Source organism: Nocardiopsis sp. CNR-923, assembly GCF_001942255.1.
In the GTDB taxonomy this organism is placed as follows: Bacteria; Actinomycetota; Actinomycetes; order Streptosporangiales; family Streptosporangiaceae; genus Nocardiopsis.
Map to the genome: position 1 here is coordinate 1 of NZ_MKKC01000122.1, position 18,063 is coordinate 18,063.

Sequence of the window (18,063 nt, forward strand, 5' to 3'; positions counted from 1 at the left end):
AACTCCGGTGAGTATTTGCTTGCCCTGCCCAATTTTCCCCTCGTTTCCTTACAGGATCATCGTATTGGATCTCTGTCCGGAAACCTCGGGGCACCCCAAGTACAGGTGGGTGTCCGGGGTGGCCTGGACACCATCAGCAACGGCGGCTTTGAGCCACTGGTGGACCGGCTCCCAGGAGCCGTGACCGGTGCGGGCGCGTTCGATGTGCAGCAGGGCGATGCCCGCCGCGCCTTGGGCGAGCGACTGCGGGGACCACTGGTTGCGGGAAAGCTGGCGGCCCTGTTCGGGTGTGGCCAGCCGGTCAGCGACTGCACGAGCGACGGCCACGGCGGTGTCGGGGATGTTCACGTTCCTCCCTCGGTACGGGTGAGCTGGAACAGGACCTCGGCCGGGCGGTGTTGGCACCAGCCAAACGACCTCACGTCGGGGGCTTCGCGCAGCACGGCGGCCCCACTGGTGGTCAGGTGGGTGCGCAGCAGGAACCGGTGCGCGAGCTCGGACAGGTCCAGACACAACCTCTGATCACTTCCTCCCAGCTCGACGTGTCGGGGCAGGTGTCGGCGATCGGCCAGGTCAGTCCACGCCTGGTCCCACACTCGCCACGGAGCACGGTCGGCGGGCAGATCGCGGGGGCGCACACGCCACTGTGCCGGGGATAGCACGATCCGCCCCGACCGCACCCGGGGCAAGAACGGCAACTGGGACGCCGCCCCCCAACAAAAAGCCGAGACCGGCATCCGATCGGCGCGCGGCAACTCAGCCAGGAACCTCACCAGGGCCGGGGCGTGCCGCAGGTTGAACGCGTGCGGCACCACCGGCTCCACACGAGCACCCAGGGTGCGCGACCACAGGAACACACCCTCCTCGTCACAGCCCACCATCAGGTCATCGACGCCCAACGCCCCTAGTGGGGGGTGTTCGGCGACGCTGAGCACGTGATCCAGCAGCCTCGGAACGCGGGCGACATGGGTATGGCGCGCCAGGTTCGGCGGGAACGACAACTGCACCGGCACCACCCCCGGCGTCGAGGCCAGGGCGACGGCGAGCTGGCCCCCGGTGGCGGTCATCGCGGCGAACCGTCCCGCCATGGCCGCGGCTGTACGGGAGGTTCCAAGCACCACGACGCGGAACCGGCCCGAATCCAGTGCGGCCGGGCTGGGGGATTCCACCCGCACGTTGATCTCGCTGTGGGCCACCGGGGGTGCGTGGTCCTGGCCGCGGACCCGGTCCAGCAGAGCGTCGGCGTCGATTTCACGACGGCGGTCCAACGCTGCGGCCTGGGCGTGCTCCAGCAGCCACCGATCGCGGGCAGCCAGCGGCCTGTCCGCAGTTGTCCCCCAGTTCGGGTAGCCGACCTCGGCCACGACCTGCTCGACAGGGATCAGCACCCCGGTGCCGTACCGGTCGGTGAAACTGGTCCGCCACCCGGCCCAGCCCACCAACCCCTCCGGGTGAGGACTCAGGTCCTCCAGCAATCCCATGGCGTCGGCGGCGGTACGGGCGACCGCATGGGGCAGGGCGATGTCGGCGTCCAGATGCGTGTCCACCCCCACCGCGGGCTCGTCGGAGAGCGCCCCCATCGCCTCCTCGACGGCCTCAAGGTCGTCACCGGTCGCGTTGTACTTCGCGAGCGCGTCCTTGGCCCGCCCCACCACTTGGGCTGCCGGCCTTCCTCGGGAGCCCAACGTCGGGAGTGTGGTCTCCAGGTGCTCCAAGGGAGGGACGGTGGAGGGCGGGTGCAGGTTCGTCAGCAGCGCCTTGACCCTCACCAACCCGGCGAGCATCCCGTGGATGTCCGTCTCGGCCTCGTCGGGATAGGCCTCACCTACGGCCTCCACGACCGTGGCCCACGGCACCGGGTCCCGCGCGACGTCGAGCACCGCCTGGACCGCGTCGGTGTGGGCGACCGCCGCCTTCGCCGTGGTGGCGAACGGCCCCGAGTCTGGTCGGAACGTTTGGGGGATGACCAGTTGGCCGTCCTGGGCGGTGGTGGCGGGATTGGCGATCACCCTCGTGTGGGACAGCACGTCCAGCGACGACTCCAGACCCGTGACCGCATCAGCGACCCAGGCACCAGTGGGGGACGCGACCAGCCGGTGACCGTCCCACCGGACGTGGACACGTTCGCCGATCCGGGCGGTGGTGATCCCCGCGAAGTGGCCGAAGGGGGTGGCCCGGTGTTGGGCACGCAGCACGTAGCGGATCACGGAGGCCACGACCCGGCGTGCCCGCGTCCTGCGCATGGGGGTATGGCGCAGGAAGGCGTCCACCCGGCTGGCGAGAACGGGGGATGCGTGGCTGATCGCGGCGGAAACCTCCTGGTCTTTCCACACCTGGCGTACCCATTCCCGCCAGGAGTCGAGGGTGCCATCGATCAGGTCCGGCCACAACGGTAGGGAATGGTTGGCGTGTACACAGGCGCGGATGTGAGCGTCCGCTGATACACGCCAGCACGTGTTTTGGGGGGTCATTTGTTGCCTCCAACGCCGTGGGTGCGTGACCCGAAAGGCCACGGCACCTGGTCTGGCTATTCGTCCTGGGCGCTGGTGCAGCAGGCTCCGTCGCAGGTGTTGCCGCAGTTGTCGTCGGTCGCGCAGTTGTCGTCAGAGGCGTTGATGGGGTAGATGGGGACGTCCTCGATGAGGGTGATGTCCAGGCTGAGCGGGCTGGCTGGGGGCGCGGTCATGAGATTTCCCTTCATGCGTGTGTTGATTCCCTGAGCCTGCGTGGAGACTCAGGGAAGTGAAGATAGCAATCCGCATTGCTTCTGTCACGGGAAATCAGAATGCACACTAGGGCGATAACTGGGTACACCTTTAAAGCGGCTCGCCCAATGGCACTACGCGGGTCGCAGGTCAGGTTTCCTGGTGCGGTTGTGACTAGTGCTTCGCTTGTCCTCCTTTCTGCTTTATTGGATTTCTCGTCCTATTCGGCGTCAGTGATGTGCATGGCCGCGAGCCGGTTCTGCACACGTTCGGTGTCGGGATGCCCTGTGGGTTTGAGGAGCTGGAGTGCCTGGGTGAGCTGGGCGACCTCCTGGTCGTGGTGGCCGCGGTCGCGGGCAATGTCCGCGAGGGCGACGTGCACGGTTGCTTCCTGGTGAACGCCCCCAGTCGCGCGGGCCTCGTCCAGGGCGGTGTAGGCAACCTGTTCGGCCTCGTCGGGGTCACCAAGTGCCCTGTGGGCCTGCACTTCCGCTTGGAGGCACCTGGTGCCCTGGTACCTGTCAGGTACCTCCAAGCTGAGGAGCAGGTTCCGGGCACGGCGAAGTGCTGTAAGGGCTTCGGCAGGGCGGTTCTGCCAGATCCGCACCTCCGCCAGCTTCCGGCTCTGCAACGCAGCGCCCCGGCGGCGGGGCGGGTTCAGGCGGAGATGGAGTTCCACCGAACGCTCGAACTCCTCGGCAGCCTGGTCGAGGTCCCCGCCCTCACGGTGCGCGGTCCCCAACGACTCGTAGGCGGACGCCACCCCCGGCGCGTATCCGGTCCGCTGGTACAGGGCCAACGCCTTCTTTGCGTGGTCGAGTGCCTGCTCCCAGTCTTCGTTGGTGCGGGCGAGGAGCTGGCGCATCAACCCCTCCGCGGCCAGGTTCCCCACCTGCTGGGCGCATTCCAGTGCGGCCGGGTACAGCTCGCTGATCAGCGCCCAGGGTTTGCGCAGCGTGGCGTAGCTGCTGGTGTGGTCGGCGAGCTGCCACACGGTGTCGTGGCGCCCTGCGTCCGCGGAGAACCGGGCGACGGCGCGCAAGTTACCCATCTCAGTATCGAGCCAGCCGATCGCAGCGTCCCGATCCACGAACCACGGGTCGTCGTCACTTTGGAGGTCTTCGGCCAGGCCCACCCCGACCTCGTCGATCCGCCACCGCCACGGGTTGATGACCTTCCCAGCGGCGGCCGACCGAACCCGGTAGTACTGGCCGATCGCGTCCACGGCCTGGTCACGCAGCTCAGGGTCGAGACCGCAGCGCACGGCTTCGGCGATGACCTGGTGATGGGTCCACCGGGCACCCCCCAGGTCGGTCAGGAGTTCGGCGTCCACCAACGCGTGGAGCACGGCGCGGGTGTCATCGGTGCTGGTGCCCAAGACGCTCACCGCCAGACCGAGGGGCAAGTGGGGGCCGGGGTGGACGGCCAGGAGCCGGGCGGCGCGCTCGACGGGGGCGGGCAGGCCGGTGAGGATACGGGTGACACGGTCGTCCACCATGCTGGTCTCCTGTCGGTGAGTGAGCTGTTCGGGGGTGGTGGAGGGGTGACGGGCCAGGTAGGCGGCGGTAAGCACAGCGGTGAGGGGATGCCCCCACGAGCTGGCCACGGCCGCGTCGAGCACTGCCTGATCCGGTGTCCCGGGTGTGAGGCGGCTGATCAGGTGCCGGGTCTCCTCCGCCGAGAGCGGGGCCAGGGGGACCACCCGCGCTCCGGAAGCGACCAGGTCCGTCATACCGGCGCGGCTGGTGGCGATCCCGGCGCAGTCCGGCCCGACCGGAAGCAGATCAACGGCGTCGCCTGCGGTGGTGTTGTCAACGACGACCAGGAGCTTGCGGTGGGAGGTAACGGTTCGCCACTGGGCGCGCAGTTCGTCCGGCCGGTGGGGGATGCGGCAGGTGCCGAGTGCGCGCAGCCACCCGGCCAGGACCGTGTCCGCGTCCGTCGTGGCGAGGTCGGCGTACACGGCCCCGTCCGGCCACCACCGGGCTCGGGAGTGCCCCCACTCCGTTGCGAGCGCGGTTTTGCCGATGCCGGGCGGACCTTCTACCCCGGCCCACATCGGGCCTGTCCGAGTGCGCCACACGACGTCGAGGAGGTGCCATTCCCCGGACCGGTTCACCAACAGTCTCGGCGGCGGAAGCTGCCGGGGCGGCAGATGAGGCTGGTTGGGAACACGGAGATGTATTCCGCCGTGGATGGTGTGGGCCTGAATGACCGTCCCGTGCGCTGTTCCACGGAACGTGTTCGCGGTGCCCTCGCTCATGGCCGCCTCCGTAGCTCGTACTGGGCGCTGGTCGGCTTGTGGTCGCTGACCTTGGGGTCGCCGGGGTGGACCCGGAAGGTGCCAGGCACCAGGCGCAACCCAGGGGTGGCCAGGATCCAGTCGATGTGCCGGGCCTGGTCGGTGTGGGTCGTGGGAGCGATGATCCCGGCAGGGCGGCTTCGCTGCTCCCAGTCGACCTCTGCCACGCACCTCAGCGGGGCATGCTCGTACAGGCGCCGGTTCTGGTACGGGTCCCAGGGGCCGCACCAGGTATCGAAGGCGTCGGACACCTCGGCCCAATAGGGGTCGAGGCCAGTGACGGGGTCGGGGACGATGAGGCGAGCACGGTGCGACGCTTGTGCAGGGGCACCTGGGCCCAGTCGCGGTCGCCGAACTGGGAGCCGGACGGGATTTCGTTGCCGTCCACCAGCAGGAGATGGTCGAGGTCGGGGGTGATCTGGGCGCGGAGCGTCTCGGCCTCGATCACCCTCTGGGCGGGGGAGACGTAGTCCAAATGGGCGACCTGCACCCGCAGCACCGTTCGACCGGGGGCGTGCACCCACGACAGCCATCCGCTGTTGTGGGTGTACAGGTGCTGGTCGGTGACGGGCCCGGACCAGGCGTCCAGGGTGAACACGTCGGTGCGCCAAGCCAAGGCGGGCGGGTGCCAGCTACGGCGAATGCCGCCCACGCGCAAGTCGTAGGGCGCCCCGTACAGGTCGGTCAGGGCGCGGCGCACGGCGGCAACGGTGCGCTCACGGTCATTGGAGCCGTTCCAGCGGGCTTCCTGGATACCGATCAGGGCGGGGGCTTCCCCAATCGCGGTGGTGCCCAGGATGTGGGGGAGCTGGTCCAGGGCACGCCCGGCGTCCAGACCTCGCAACAAGTTGGTCTGGACGACGCGGATGCGGGGGGAGGTTGTGCTGGGGTCGGATTCGTGAAGGTGTTCGGGGGCGAAGAGCAGACAGTGGCCCTGACGCTGGAGAGGCGGCTCGGGTTGGTGGTCGGCTCCTCGGGGGAAGTCTTCGCGCGGGCGCGCTGTTCGACGACGGATCGGCGGTAGCGGCAATACCTGCCATCGGGGGTGAATTCGGTGGGGATCTTTCCCTGGCGTGACCACTGGTACACGGTGGCGGTGCCGACGCAAGCAGACGGGCAGCTTGGGAACGGGTCAGCAACGGGTCGTCTTGACCACTCGTGGTGGCGGGCTCTGTCCCCTCCGAGGGAGTGAGAATGAACCGGTCACCGGTCACAGTGATGCCAGGGCGCACTCGAACTCCTTCGGTGTCGGGTGTCTCGTTGGGTACGGGGCTCGGCACCTTCCCCGGTCAAGCCCTGGTCTGGTGTAGTGCGGTGGAGGACGGTCAGGGGGTGCGTCCCCGCCGCACCGGGTCACAGGGGCGGGGTGTTGCTGGGCGTGTCGGCGTGCGTGGTCGGCGAACACCTGCCGCCAGTCGTCGATGTGGGGGTGGTGTTTGAGGAGTCGGCGGCGTTCGCGTTCGGTCATCCCACCCCAAACCCCGAACTCGATGCGGTCGTTGAGCGCCTCGGCCAGGCAGCCGCGGATGATCGGGCACGGAGCGCAGACGGCCGTCGCCTGGCGTTGGGCCTCACCGGAGACGAACAGCGCGTCCGGATCGTGATGGCAGGGCAGGCGACCGAGAAGGGAGGAGTCGGTCATGGAATCTCGTCCTCCATGCAAAAACGGGGGGTGTGGGGGTGGTCACCGACGAGGCGCGGCCAATAGGTCGGGCAGGTCGCGCAGATGGGCGATGGTGGCATGCGCTCCGGCGCGCACTGCCAGGGCGGCACCCGGCCCGTGCGGGCCGTCGGGGTGCACGTACACGGCGTGCATGCCGTGGATGCGGGGTCCGGCCACGTCACGGATCAGGTCATCGCCCACCCACAGCACCCGGCCCGGATCGCCACTGATCAGGTGGAGCACGTGGGTGTAGAAAGCGGTGTTGGGTTTGGCGACGCCGAGCTGGCTGGAGGCCACCAGGCGGGCTGTGATCCCGGCGCCGGCGAGGGTCTTCGCGCGCTGCTCTTGGGTCCTGCACGTGTTGGTCACCACCACCACGTCGAACCCCTCGTCCTGAAGCTGGGCCAGGGTTCGGGCGGCTTGGGCGTCGACGGGCACATCCCCGGCCTGGTCGAAGACCTCCTCGGCCAGGCGGCGGGGGTCGAGGGCGCAGTCGATGTGGTGGACGGCCAGCACACGGGCGATCAGTTCACCGATGGCGCGGGCGTTGGCGAGCTGCTGGTGCAGGGGCAGCGCCTGGTCATAGTCGAATCGCGCCTCCTCGGGCAGGGTAATGCCGTGGTCGGCCAGGACGGTGAGCAGGTGGCCGCCGTGGGGTCGGTGGGCGAGGCTGGCGCTCCGGGTGAGGGTGCCGCCGTAGTCGACGACGACAGCGGTCGGGGCCAGGGGGCGGATCATCAGGACACCTCCAGGGTCGGGTCGGCGGACAGCCAGTCGGCGGTGTGGGTCACCGATATCGCTGGGTGCAGGTCGCTGGTGGTCAGGTGTGCCCATGCGGGCACCTGCCGTAGGTGGTGGACGAGGCGCACCAGCTGCCTCTCGCTCAGATCTGCCTGTCCCCAGGTCATCGAGGGCAGCGTGCCGGGCGGGATGTGGGCGTGGCGGCGCAGTGCCCGCATCAGGTACGGGGCCACCCAGTCGTGCGGCAGCGCGGCGGTGGGCAGCGGCAGCGTCCTCGTCAGGTCCGCCGGTGTGCGCGGCGGATAGGGGTGGCCCAGCGTGTACAGCTCACCGAAGGCATGGGCGACCTCGACTGGATCGCAGGTGAGAATGCTGACGTGGTGCTGGGGTGCGGCGGCGTCGCGCAGCGCGCGTGCGAGCACGGGGCGGGGCGCGATCTCAACGAAGACGGTGGGTTCGGTGGCGGCGCGGACTTCGGCCAGGAGTGGCTCGGGGTCGTGCGGGCCGTCGTCGGGGTGGTGAATCCACTGGGCGGCATGGATCAGCGGCAGATGGCCGCGCGCGTAGGCGGCGACCGGCTTTCCCCACCCCGCGCCCAGGCAGTTGTGGGGGAGGATGCCGCGGTCGGTGAGCAGCGACGTCAGCGCGACCTGCCAGACGAACGCGGCCTGTTGGCGGGTACGGAGGGTGAGCGGCTGACCAGGCTCCCACACGGCGGGGGAGTGGGTAGTCAGGGCGCGCTGGGCGGTCAGGACCCCGCGGGCGTAGGCGGCCAGGCGCAGCCGCGGCGTGTGGGCGTCGACGTCGGCGTCGCCGGTGTGGGGGTAGACGAACACGATCCGGGGCGGAGCTCCGGCAAGGTGGGGCCCGACCACATCCGGGTTGGGGGCGCCGTCCTGCACCGATCGCAGCCCCTGCAACGCCGCGCCCACGTCGGAGGCCACCACTGCGGCCCGAACCGTGTGGCCACCGTCGCGTTCCTCAGCGGCCCGAGCGGCCGAGGCCAGGCTCCCGGCAGTCAGCACCTGGTCGGCCTGCCGTTCGGCCTGTACCTCCAGGTCGGTCAGCGTGAGGGCCGACACCACGATCGCCTCGGGCAGGGCAGGGGACCGGTCTGCCCACAGGGTGGGCGCGGTGCGGCGGGAGATCGGTCCCACACCCGCAGACCCGGTCCGATCACGGCGGGCAGGGGCGAGAAGGGGCGGCTGCGGGGACCGGGTGGAGATCATCGACGGCTTTCTTCAACGGACGGACAGAGACGGGTACACGGCGTTGTGGACTCGTTCAGGGGGTGGGCACGGCGTCGGTGAGCAGGCTGCTGATGCCGCCCACAGTGCGGGCCTGGTGCAGGTCGGTGTGGGTCAGGTGTGACCAGTGCGGGTGGGCGGATCTGAGGTGGCCGGTGATGGCGACCAGGTCCATGGAGGTGACCCCCACCGCCTCCAGGTCCACCTCGACCGCTTCTTCGGGGTCGAGGTGCTGTCCGGTGACCTGGAAGATCAGCGCGCTCAGCAGCTCCAGGACCTGCCTGTGGTCGCGGGCTTCGATCGGGGGCAGCGGCACCAGCCGGTCGGCTTCCTCGGTGGTGTGGTGCCAGGCGTGGGCGGGCGGCACCACGGGGACGGCTCCGTGCCGGAGCGGCCCGGTGGGGGTGTGGCCGTGCACGTACAGCCCGCCCACCGCCCGCATGAGCAGGTCGGGGTCGGTGCCCGCGGTCGCCACAGGGGTGCCGGGGGCGGTGGTGGTGATGTGTCCGGCCAGGATCGGACGCGCCCCGACCTCCACCACCCCCGTCGGGTGTGAGGTCACGTGGCTGATCGCCTCCACCAGCCTCACCGGGGCGCGGACCTGATCGGCCCAGTACCGGCCGGTAAGTGAGGTACCGGGCACAGGGCGGCCGGTGACGGTGGAGACGAACTCGGCGTGCCCGTCCTTGGGGGCCAACCCGTCCAGGTCCGCCAACAGGGGCTGGCGCAGGGGTTCCACGGCGGCGCTGTGGGCAGGGATGATGTCGGTGATCGGTTTGCACCACACCTGCTGTTCGTCGAGGCGGGCGCGTACCTTCTCCAGCGCGCGCCAGGGGCCGGACAGCACCGTCAGGGTGAAGCTGTTGAGGACCGCGACCTGCGCCTGTCGCACCGCCAGGCGGGAGCGCGCTCGTCCCAGCGCGGGCCAGCGCCGGGACCACGCCCTCAGAGCGGGGCTGTGGAGAAGGGCGGCCTCGATTCCGTTCCCCTCGGCGACCTGGCGGGCGTCGTCGGCACCCAGGGCGACGGCGAGCATCCCCCCACTTCCCTCGAGGGTGGCCAGGCGGGCGCTGCGGGCCGCCATCACCCGAGCGGACTGCTCCAGGTCCAGCACCCCGGCGGCGTAGGCTGCGGCGACCTCCCCGGCGGAGTGGCCCACCACCATGGAGGGGCGGATCCCCCAGGCGGCGAGGGTGTCGGTCAACGCCACCTGTACGATCCACCCGGCGTGCTGGATGGTCTCGAAGTCGCCCAACGCCTCGCCGGGCGCCCACACCGGCCGCCCCACACACGCCGCCAACGCCTCCCGGGCGCGCTCGGCCGCGTTGGCGAACACCGGCAGGACGGCTTGGAGTTCGACGGCCATGGCCGGGTAGTGGGATCCGTGACCGGAGAAAGCGAACGCCACCCGCTCGGGAAGTAGCCCGGTAGGGGTGTAGGGACCCACCACCGCCTCGTGCTGCTGCCCCCGAGCCAGAACCCGCAACGCCTCACGTGCGGTGGGGGCGTCACGGGCGATGATCGCGATCCGGTGCTGGTGGTGGTCGCGGCCTTCCAACGCCGCTGCGGCCACGGCGTGCACATCGTCTGGGAGGTGCTCTGCCCACCGGTCCGCCGTAGCGGCCAGGGCGGCACGGGTATGTCCGGACAGGGGGATCATCGCGGGCAACAGGCGAGGTGACGTGGAGTCGACCGCCGTGCTCCGGGCCGCCGGGGCCAGGAGAGTGTGACTGTTGGAGCCACCGAACCCGAACGAGGACACCCCCGCAGCCAGCGGGGTGCCGTCGGAGTCGACTGGCCAGGCTTCCACCTCGGTGGGGACCCGCATGCCCTTCTTGGCCACCAGCGGCAGTGGGCGGGTGTGGTTCGCGGTCGGCCACACCCGACGCCGGTACAGGCCCAGGGCGGTGGCGATCACCCCCAAGATCGCGGCCGCGCCCTCGGTGTGGCCGACCGCGCCCTTGACCGAGCCCACCAGCAGCGGCCGGTCGTGGTCGCGTTCGCCCCCGTACCCCTCGGCGAGGCCGTCCAGCTCCCTGCGGTCGCCTGCCTTGGTGGCGGTGCCGTGGGCGGATGCCACCCCCACCCGGTCAGGGGTGATCCCGGCATCGGCCAGCGCGGCGCGGATCGCTGCGGCTTGTCGTTCAGCGCGCGGCGCCAACAGGTGGGGGGACCGTCCCGCGTGGGACAGGCCACTGCCGATGATGTGGGCGTAGACCCGATGGTCTTGGGAGTTGACGTCGGCGGCGCGGCGCAGCACTACCACACCCACTCCTTCAGATCGCACGTACCCGCGGGCGGAGACGTCGAAGGGCGCGCAGGTCCCGTCGTCGGCGAGCACGCCGAGTTCGTGGAAGCTGGCGGTGATGGGCGCGGATGCGAGGCTGTTGGCACCGGCCACGATCGCGGTGTCCACGTCCCCGGACCGCAGATCCCGGATCGCGTAGTGCAGGGCGGTGCCGGAGGAGGAGCAGGCCGTGTCGACGTTGAGCGAGGGCCCAGCCAGGTCTAGGTGGTGGCTGAGCCTGTTGGCGAGCACGGCCATGGACGAGCTGGATCCGGCGTGAACCGACGCGCGCTCGCCGGGGGTGAAGGCGTAGGTGGCGTGGTCGAAGCTGGCGGCACCGGTGTAGACGCCGGTGCGGGTCCCGGCCAGGGAGGACGGGCGAATCCCGGCGTCCTGGAGAGCCTCGACGGTGACCTCCAACAGCATGCGCTGCTGGGGATCCATCCCTGCGGCCTCGTCAGCGGGGATGCGGAAGAAGGCGTGGTCGAAGGCGTCGACGTCGTCGACGACCCCGGCCACCCACGGCCGGTCCGGGACCTGGGAGGGGTGCAGACCCGCACGCATGCGCTCCCACCGAGCAGCGGGAACGGGCCCCAGGACGCTGCGGCCCTCGGCAAGCACACGCTCCAGGTTCGCTGGCGAGGCGAGGCCGCCGGGCAGGCGCACCCCGACGCCGAGCAGGGCGATCGGCTCTCTGGTCATCGGATCGGCCCCCGCATCACGAACACCGCAGCGCAGCCCATCACCCGCACCTCGACCTCGCTGAAGCGCAGGTTCAGCTCGCGCTCCAGGTCCAGCAGTCGGTCGCCGGTGTTGTGGAAGGTGTTCTCGGCCCAGTTGTAGGAGCGCATCAGCAGGCGGGCGAGCAGGTTCGGAGAGATCGCCGGATCCTGGGCTCCGAGGAGCGTGTATCCCCACGCGACGCCGCCGTCGGTCAGCACCCGGGCCATCTCGTCGATCGCCGCCGCCTTGGCGGTGAACCCCGCCCCGGGTACGCAGTGCAGGACGTTGCCGCAAGCCAGCGAGTCCACGGATCGCGCCTTCACCGGCCAGGGGGCGGTGAGGATGTCGTGCTCATGCAAGGCCACCTGCGCCCGACCCCCGAGGTTCTGAGCAGCCATCTCCAGGGGGGCCTGGTTGATGTCGAGCACGTCCACGTGCCACTGGTGCTCCAACGCGGGCGCGGGGGTGTGGCCCAGGAAGAACAAGTCGGCGGGGCCGATCTCCAGGTGGCGGTCGGACACGTACCGCAGGTACAGGTCCTGCAACTCGGCGTTGTTGAGCTTCCACGCGAACCTGTGGGCCTTGCCGACGATGAGATCGCCGTACCGGTCGAGGTTGGCCGGACTGTACAGCCTCGGGTTGGGCTGCGAAACCCAGGTGATGGGGGAGTTGTGAGGCATGGCGAGGAAACCCTCCAACAGGGGGACAGGGGGGACGAGGAGTAGAGAGTGGTTCAGAGCAGCGAGAGCATCGCCGTGAGCTGTCGGGGGTCGTCGAAACCGCGCACCCAAGCGTTGGCGAACTCGGTGTCGGTGCCGGCACGGGCCATGGCCTGCATCAGCTCCGGGGGCAGGTTGCCGCTGTGCACGGCGTGGACCATGTGGGAGAACGCCGCCGTGTGCTGGATGTGCTGCTCCCAAAGCACACTGAAGGTGTCGGTGAAGAACGCCTCGCTGAAACCGCCGTACCGCTCGTAGTGCTCGACCATACGGTCGGCGGTGAACACACCGGCCCGGGTCGACAGATTCCACCCTTGCCCGGTGCGCGGTTCGGTGGTCACGAGTGCGTCGCCCAGACCCACCACGAACCCGTCACCAACCCGCGCGACGGGAGTCCGCACCACAGGGGTGACGGCTTCGCACAGGGCGGCGCGCTCGTCGAGGAGCTCGGCCTGGGCGTACCGCTCAGCCAAGTCCGGGAGCACCGTGGCCAACCGCGAGCCGAGGTAGGTGTGCACGTCGCGCTGTCGGGGCGGGATGGTGGTCAGGTCCAACGGGTTGTCGTCGCCAGGGCGAGCTGTGACCAGGATCGAGTGAGCGGGACCGTAGGCGGTGAGGGTGGGGATGACGTAGATCTCCCCCTGAGGCAGGGAGTAGACCTCCACATCCGTGTCCCCTGCGGGCCAGTCCACCATGTAGACCTGGGAGACCACCTGGTCTTCGGCAGCCAGAGGCCGAGAGGGGTCGGCTGGGAAGAGCTGCCCGAGTTCCCCACTTCCGACCGTGACGAGAATCCCGTCGAACATGCGGGTGAAGTAGGCCAGGTCGGACACGGTGATCCCGTGGATGACGACCTTGCCGCCCTGGTCCTCAAAGTACTCCAACCAGTCGGGGAGCTTCACGCGGGGGTCGATCGCCGCGCCGGCCGCGCCGAGGTCACCGGTGAAGCTCAGGGTGTGTCCCTGCTGGGTGTGGGTGGTCAACCGCACGGTCTGGTAGAAGGGCACCAGGCTGGCCCACATGTCCAACCTCAGCTCCCGCTCAGTCACGAGCGTGCTGGGCAGGGTCAGTTGGGTCATCTGCGCCCGAGCGGTCCGCAACTCGACAGAGGACATCGAGGTGGCAATGGTGACGTCCGCGCCCCGCTGGAGGAGCCGGTGGGCTGTGATGAGCCCGGTCTGCCCAGCCCCGACGATCATGATCTTCACGCGGCCTCCACACAGCAAGGCGCTGTGACGCGCAGGAGCGCACCACGAGGGGGTACACGGATTCCCGTACGCATCGGAGCCGAGGCCCCGTTGAGGGGTAGCAGAAGGTCATCCACGGCAGGCCTCCTGGGTGAAGACGCCACGCAGCGCAGCGGGAGTACTGGCGGCCTCCACTCGTCTCAGGAGCCTGGCCAGGGTCGAACGCGTCGCCGGTCGGGAGCGGGCGTCGGTGATGTGGATGAGGTCAGATTCGACACCGAATCGTGCGGCGATGTTCGACGGGTCGGGATGACTGCTGTCGATGTGGTTGACGACCATCAGCAAGGGGAGCCGGGTCTCGTGTGCGGCTTCCAGAACCGGGATCGCTGTCCACGGGCGGTGGGAGTTGACCAGGACGAGAATGGCCGAGGCCGCCCGCGTCACATCCACCCACAGCGCGTCGAAAACGGCCGGTGGAGGAGCCGCCAAGAGGTGGACACGGCCGTTGGGAGACACATCGACGGCCCCCTGTTCCAGGCAGTACGAGGTAAGGGCACCCGCACGGTCCGGGATGGTCTCCAGCAGCCGGACCGGTGCGTGCCTGGCGGCGGCTCCCACGAACGTGCTCACACCGGCACCAGCGGGTCCAGTGACGATGATCTTCATCGAGGACAGGCTCGCCGCACGATGGTGTTGGTCGCCGGTCAGGGCGGCGATGGCCTGGCTCAGGAATCCGGCAGAGGGCGTCAAGGGGCTGATCTGGACCAAGCCCTGCCTGGCCAGGTGCGTGATGATCGTCGTTGCCACGACACGGGGCAGGCTCATCCGGTGGGCGATCTCCATGGCCGACATCGGGGTCCTGCTGTCGGCCAACAGACGGTGGACGGCACCGGTCATCTCGTCGTGGGCGAAGTCGTCCGTGAAGTCCCAAGAAGGTGGGCATGAGGTGCTGACCATGGTGTGGTCGCACACCTGCGGCCTGGTCCGTTGACCGGTGGAGCACGCCATCATCAGGCCGCTCCCTGTTTAGCGGGGCGGTGCAGGTGCATGGCCCCAACGCAGTGCGGCAGTTCGTCCGGCAGGAGTTCGGCCAGGTGGTCGGCGACCTGAGCGGATCGTGCCGCGAAGTCGGACACCTGGTCGGAGTCGACGACGACCAGTAGCTGGGTACACACCGTCACCCATGTGACCACGATCGCGCAGTGCGGCAAACACATGACGACGCTGTCGAGGCCCCCGCGGCCCAACTGGGCGGTCGAGGAGTCCAGCACGCCGGTGAACATAGCGAAGGCTGCCGACGCCTTCTCAGCCATTTCCTGGTCCACACCGTGGTAGGCCAGGGTCATCCCGTCGCTGGTGCCGAGGATCGCCATGGGCACGTCGAGCGTCGCCAACCGGGCGCCGATCTCGTTCGCGTTCACGGGAGGAGATCCCGAGGCGTTGCTGTGAAGTGTCGCTGGGAAGGACATGCCGATAGCTTGACCGGCCTGCGGTTATTACACCTATTACAATCCGTAATAGGGTGTCATGGATTCTACATGACAGGATCGGGGAGATGTTATGGCAGGCCACCCCCGTTGAAAGGCCGTCGCGATGAGCGCCATCTGTGAAACCTGTAGCCGCCCCCGATGCGTGTGCATCCCTGCCGGCTTCCTGTCTAGGGCGGACGTGTGCGATGCCGTGCGGAGCAAGGACGCGACCCGCCTGTTGGTCCTTGCCGACCGGCATCTGGATCTGTCGCAGTCGAGGATCGCTCAGATCTGTGGTGTCTCTCAACCCTACGTGTCCTTGGTCCTGAGCGGGAAACGGCGGGTCAAATCCGAAGAAGCAGCAGAATCCATCATAAAAGCGTTCTCACAGGAACAATCCGATCATGTGGATTCCATACCGTCTGGGTTGATCGGGCCTGTCACCGATCATGACCTGGCCGAAGGACTCATCCGGTTCGCCGGAGCGGCGGTCTTCGGTGACCTGAGCGCGGTGGCCCCCGATTTGATGGACGGGATGGCACCCACAATCACCGTTCCGGACCGTGTGAGCGCCCAGGACGTTGACTACCTGGACAAGACCACTGACCTCATGGAGCGGTGGGACTTCAGATTCGGCGGTGGCCTGTCCCGCAACGCTGTCCTGGGACAACTCCGCCACGTACACGACATCTACCGGCTGGCGTCCTACACCCCCCAGGTGCGCACCCTGGTCCAGTCCGCGCTCGCCCGTATCTCCAAGGTCGCTGGCTGGATGGCGTTCGACGCCGCCGACATCGCCACCGCCCGCCGTTGCTGGGTGCTGGGCTTGTCCATGGCCGCCGAAGCTGAGGATGCTCTGGTCACCACGAGCCTGCTCACCGACATGGCCCGCGCCTCCATCCACACGGGCGACCCCACCACCGGTCTGTCGATGCTGGGCATGGCCACGGCGTCCGCCACCAGGGCCACCCCGATCCTGCGCACCGCTGTTGCTGTCGTCACCGCGCGTGCCCATGGTGCCCTTGGTGACCGTCGTGACTGCCTCACCGCGATCGACGCTGCCCACGCCCACTTTGACCGCCACGATGCGCAGACCGAACCCTCCTGGATGGCGTTCTTCGACGCCGCCCAACTGGCGGGAGACGCCGGCCAAGCCTTGGTGCCGCTCGCCGTCACTGGCGTTGAACATGACCGGGCCGTGGACCTTCTCTCCCACGCGGTCACCCAACACGCTCCCGACGCCGCCCGCGCCTCGGCCCTGTCCCTGGCCCAGCTCACACGGCTCCATATCGTCGTCGGGGACCTGCCCAGCGCAGAGCAGGCCACCGAGACACTCCTGCCGACGGCGACGATGGTCCGGTCCGCGCGGGTGCGCGGCAACCTGCGCGACCTCGTCGATGCCACCATCCCCTACGGTGGCGATCCCGTCGCTGGGCGAGTCCGTCACCGAGTGGAACAGGCACTCGTTCCGCCTCTCGCGTAGGGGATCAGAACGCCTTCCATCCGTGGATCGAGGTGCCGTTGCGCAGGTCCCCGATCCGGCGTTCCACCTCCCGGCGTACCCGCTCGCCGGGGAGCTGGGCGAGCCAGGACGTCATCCTCAACAGGCGGATGGCGCGGAGCACAGGGTAGGTCGGGCTGGTGGTGATGTCGTACCCGTAGCCGGTCACGAAACCCTGGTAGGCGTCGGGGGAGACCCATCCGCAGTCGCGTTCGATGGCGGTCAGCACCAGATCCCATTCGGGGTGGCCCATGGCGACGCCGTCGAGGTCGACCCACCCGAGCCGTCCTTGAGGGTCAGCCAGCAGGTTGGCTGGGTGGGCGTCGCCGTGGATCAGCCCGAAGGGCAGCTCGTACTCGAGGCCGGAGTAGTTGTCTTGCAGCCGGGCGGCCATGGAACACAGTGCGGCGCGGTCCTCCTCGTCGATGTCCACGACGGCGAGCCGAGCGTCGACCTTGTCGACGGTCGCCGCATCGGGCAACTCCAGGTCGGGTAGTGGCATCTCATGTAGTGCCCGCAGCGCCGCCCCCAGCTCGGCCGGGGTGGCTGGCCTCGCCTGGGAAACCTCCTCCCACCAGGTCACCACCCGGCCGTCGGCTCTCACCGGATTGGGAAGGCCGTCCACAGGGAGGGTGGCGGGGACCTGGTGAGCATGCATCCACTGGGCCAGCCGCACACCCCTTTCATGCAGGGGGTAGCGGTCCGCGGAGCGGGCGACTCGGGCGATCAGCCCGGGGCGCACTCGCCACACTGCGTTCTCGCCCAGCCGGATCAGTTCCGGGGAGGGAGCAACCAGGTCGACGGCCTCGCACGCGGCTCGCAGGGTCTGAAGACTAGTCGGAACGTCGAAGACGGCGTTGGTGTGCATCGCGCCCATTGTCCACCACCGGCCGTCAGCGAGGCCGGTCGGGAGCAAGCAAGACACTGCGTCGAGAGCTCATGGTGACGGTCACCTCGAGCTCGACCGGCGCGGAGCCGAGATGCTGTTCCAGGTGCTGACCGAGCGCGAGGAGCCACTCAGGGGCATCGACACCGACCACGCCAGCCAGCGCAGCATCACTCCTCGGGAGTCCGCCGGGAAGTAACCATGCCGGCGCCGTCGGGCGTTCCGCACGGACGCCCGACGCGCCTGAGTAGCCACGCTCCAGTTCGCGCTCTGGAGCAAACAGGGAGTGAGCCTGGAGCAAATCTGGAGCATCGGAACCGCTCCAACCCCCTCCAGACCCCTCCAGAGCACGCAACAGACCCCAAATTCACCAGAGTCCGCGCCGCCGTCATCAAGGTGGTCCGGGTGTCGACGGGCGGCCTGTGGCTTGGTCAACACCACCCAGATCCGCCGCACCGGCACCCCAGAGCCAACCGACCGGGCAAAAGTGTCACACACCACATCAGCGCGATACGCACCCCGAACCACCTGCTAGTACGCGGTTCTCACCGAGGTCACGGGCCTGGGGTGAGCCCACTGTTTCCCGAGTGTTACGACGCGACACGTCCAGGCAACGCGCACTTCCTACCTTCG

Annotated in this window: 16 protein-coding genes; 1 reads left to right on the forward strand and 15 read right to left on the reverse strand. The window is 69.0% G+C overall.

The features are described from left to right. Positions 1–48: 48 nt before the first annotated feature. The 14 genes from BJF83_RS22110 to BJF83_RS22170 form a co-directional block, all read right to left on the reverse strand. Positions 49–348: a hypothetical protein gene (locus BJF83_RS22110; protein ID WP_075927824.1), complete on the reverse strand. Its 300-nt coding sequence runs from the start codon at positions 346–348 to the stop codon at positions 49–51. Further along, positions 345–2,390 carry a lantibiotic dehydratase family protein gene (locus BJF83_RS22115; protein WP_075927825.1) on the reverse strand — a complete coding sequence of 682 codons (2,046 nt, stop codon included), beginning with the start codon at positions 2,388–2,390 and terminating at the stop codon, positions 345–347. Before BJF83_RS22115 ends, BJF83_RS22110 begins: the two co-directional genes overlap by 4 nt. Before the next feature lie 137 nt (positions 2,391–2,527). Beyond that, on the reverse strand, positions 2,528–2,686 hold the full coding sequence (locus tag BJF83_RS27670; RefSeq protein WP_158070432.1) for a hypothetical protein: 159 nt from the start codon (positions 2,684–2,686) through the stop codon (positions 2,528–2,530). A 239-nt stretch (positions 2,687–2,925) separates the two neighbouring features. Next, on the reverse strand, positions 2,926–4,668 hold the full coding sequence (locus BJF83_RS22120) for a tetratricopeptide repeat protein (RefSeq protein ID WP_075927826.1): 1,743 nt from the start codon (positions 4,666–4,668) through the stop codon (positions 2,926–2,928). A 296-nt stretch (positions 4,669–4,964) separates the two neighbouring features. Then, positions 4,965–5,174, reverse strand: a complete 210-nt coding sequence (locus BJF83_RS22125) for a hypothetical protein (RefSeq protein WP_075927827.1) — start codon at positions 5,172–5,174, stop codon at positions 4,965–4,967. Between the two features lie 5 nt (positions 5,175–5,179). Next, positions 5,180–5,854, reverse strand: coding sequence for a hypothetical protein (locus BJF83_RS22130; protein ID WP_075927828.1), 675 nt, complete (start codon positions 5,852–5,854; stop codon positions 5,180–5,182). A 363-nt stretch (positions 5,855–6,217) separates the two neighbouring features. Beyond that, positions 6,218–6,649: a WhiB family transcriptional regulator gene (locus BJF83_RS30690; protein WP_075927829.1), complete on the reverse strand. Its 432-nt coding sequence runs from the start codon at positions 6,647–6,649 to the stop codon at positions 6,218–6,220. 42 nt (positions 6,650–6,691) lie between these two features. Then, a complete protein-coding gene (locus BJF83_RS22140; RefSeq protein ID WP_075927830.1) occupies positions 6,692–7,408 on the reverse strand; it encodes an HAD family hydrolase in 717 nt (238 codons plus the stop codon). Continuing rightward, the gene (locus tag BJF83_RS22145; protein WP_075927831.1) at positions 7,408–8,568 is read right to left on the reverse strand and encodes a hypothetical protein; all 1,161 of its coding nucleotides are present in this window, start codon (positions 8,566–8,568) and stop codon (positions 7,408–7,410) included. Before BJF83_RS22145 ends, BJF83_RS22140 begins: the two co-directional genes overlap by 1 nt. 127 nt (positions 8,569–8,695) lie before the next feature. Then, on the reverse strand, positions 8,696–11,647 hold the full coding sequence (locus BJF83_RS22150; RefSeq protein ID WP_075927832.1) for a type I polyketide synthase: 2,952 nt from the start codon (positions 11,645–11,647) through the stop codon (positions 8,696–8,698). Beyond that, positions 11,644–12,348, reverse strand: coding sequence for a class I SAM-dependent methyltransferase (locus BJF83_RS22155; protein ID WP_075927833.1), 705 nt, complete (start codon positions 12,346–12,348; stop codon positions 11,644–11,646). Before BJF83_RS22155 ends, BJF83_RS22150 begins: the two co-directional genes overlap by 4 nt. Before the next feature lie 53 nt (positions 12,349–12,401). Next, positions 12,402–13,586 carry a styrene monooxygenase/indole monooxygenase family protein gene (locus BJF83_RS22160; RefSeq protein WP_262391757.1) on the reverse strand — a complete coding sequence of 395 codons (1,185 nt, stop codon included), beginning with the start codon at positions 13,584–13,586 and terminating at the stop codon, positions 12,402–12,404. 117 nt (positions 13,587–13,703) lie between these two features. After that, positions 13,704–14,585 carry a hypothetical protein gene (locus BJF83_RS22165; RefSeq protein ID WP_075927835.1) on the reverse strand — a complete coding sequence of 294 codons (882 nt, stop codon included), beginning with the start codon at positions 14,583–14,585 and terminating at the stop codon, positions 13,704–13,706. Next, on the reverse strand, positions 14,585–14,995 hold the full coding sequence (locus tag BJF83_RS22170) for a hypothetical protein (protein WP_075927836.1): 411 nt from the start codon (positions 14,993–14,995) through the stop codon (positions 14,585–14,587). The genes BJF83_RS22165 and BJF83_RS22170 overlap by 1 nt, the downstream gene beginning before the upstream one ends. A gap of 286 nt (positions 14,996–15,281) precedes the next feature. Here BJF83_RS22170 and BJF83_RS22175 point away from each other — a divergent pair, with 286 nt between their 5' ends. After that, on the forward strand, positions 15,282–16,526 hold the full coding sequence (locus BJF83_RS22175) for a helix-turn-helix domain-containing protein (protein ID WP_143832032.1): 1,245 nt from the start codon (positions 15,282–15,284) through the stop codon (positions 16,524–16,526). 4 nt (positions 16,527–16,530) lie between these two features. On the opposite strand, the gene BJF83_RS22180 is transcribed toward BJF83_RS22175, so the two are convergent. Beyond that, complete coding sequence (locus BJF83_RS22180) at positions 16,531–17,412, reverse strand: phosphotransferase enzyme family protein (RefSeq protein WP_075927838.1); 882 nt, start codon at positions 17,410–17,412, stop codon at positions 16,531–16,533. Positions 17,413–18,063 lie beyond the last annotated feature (651 nt).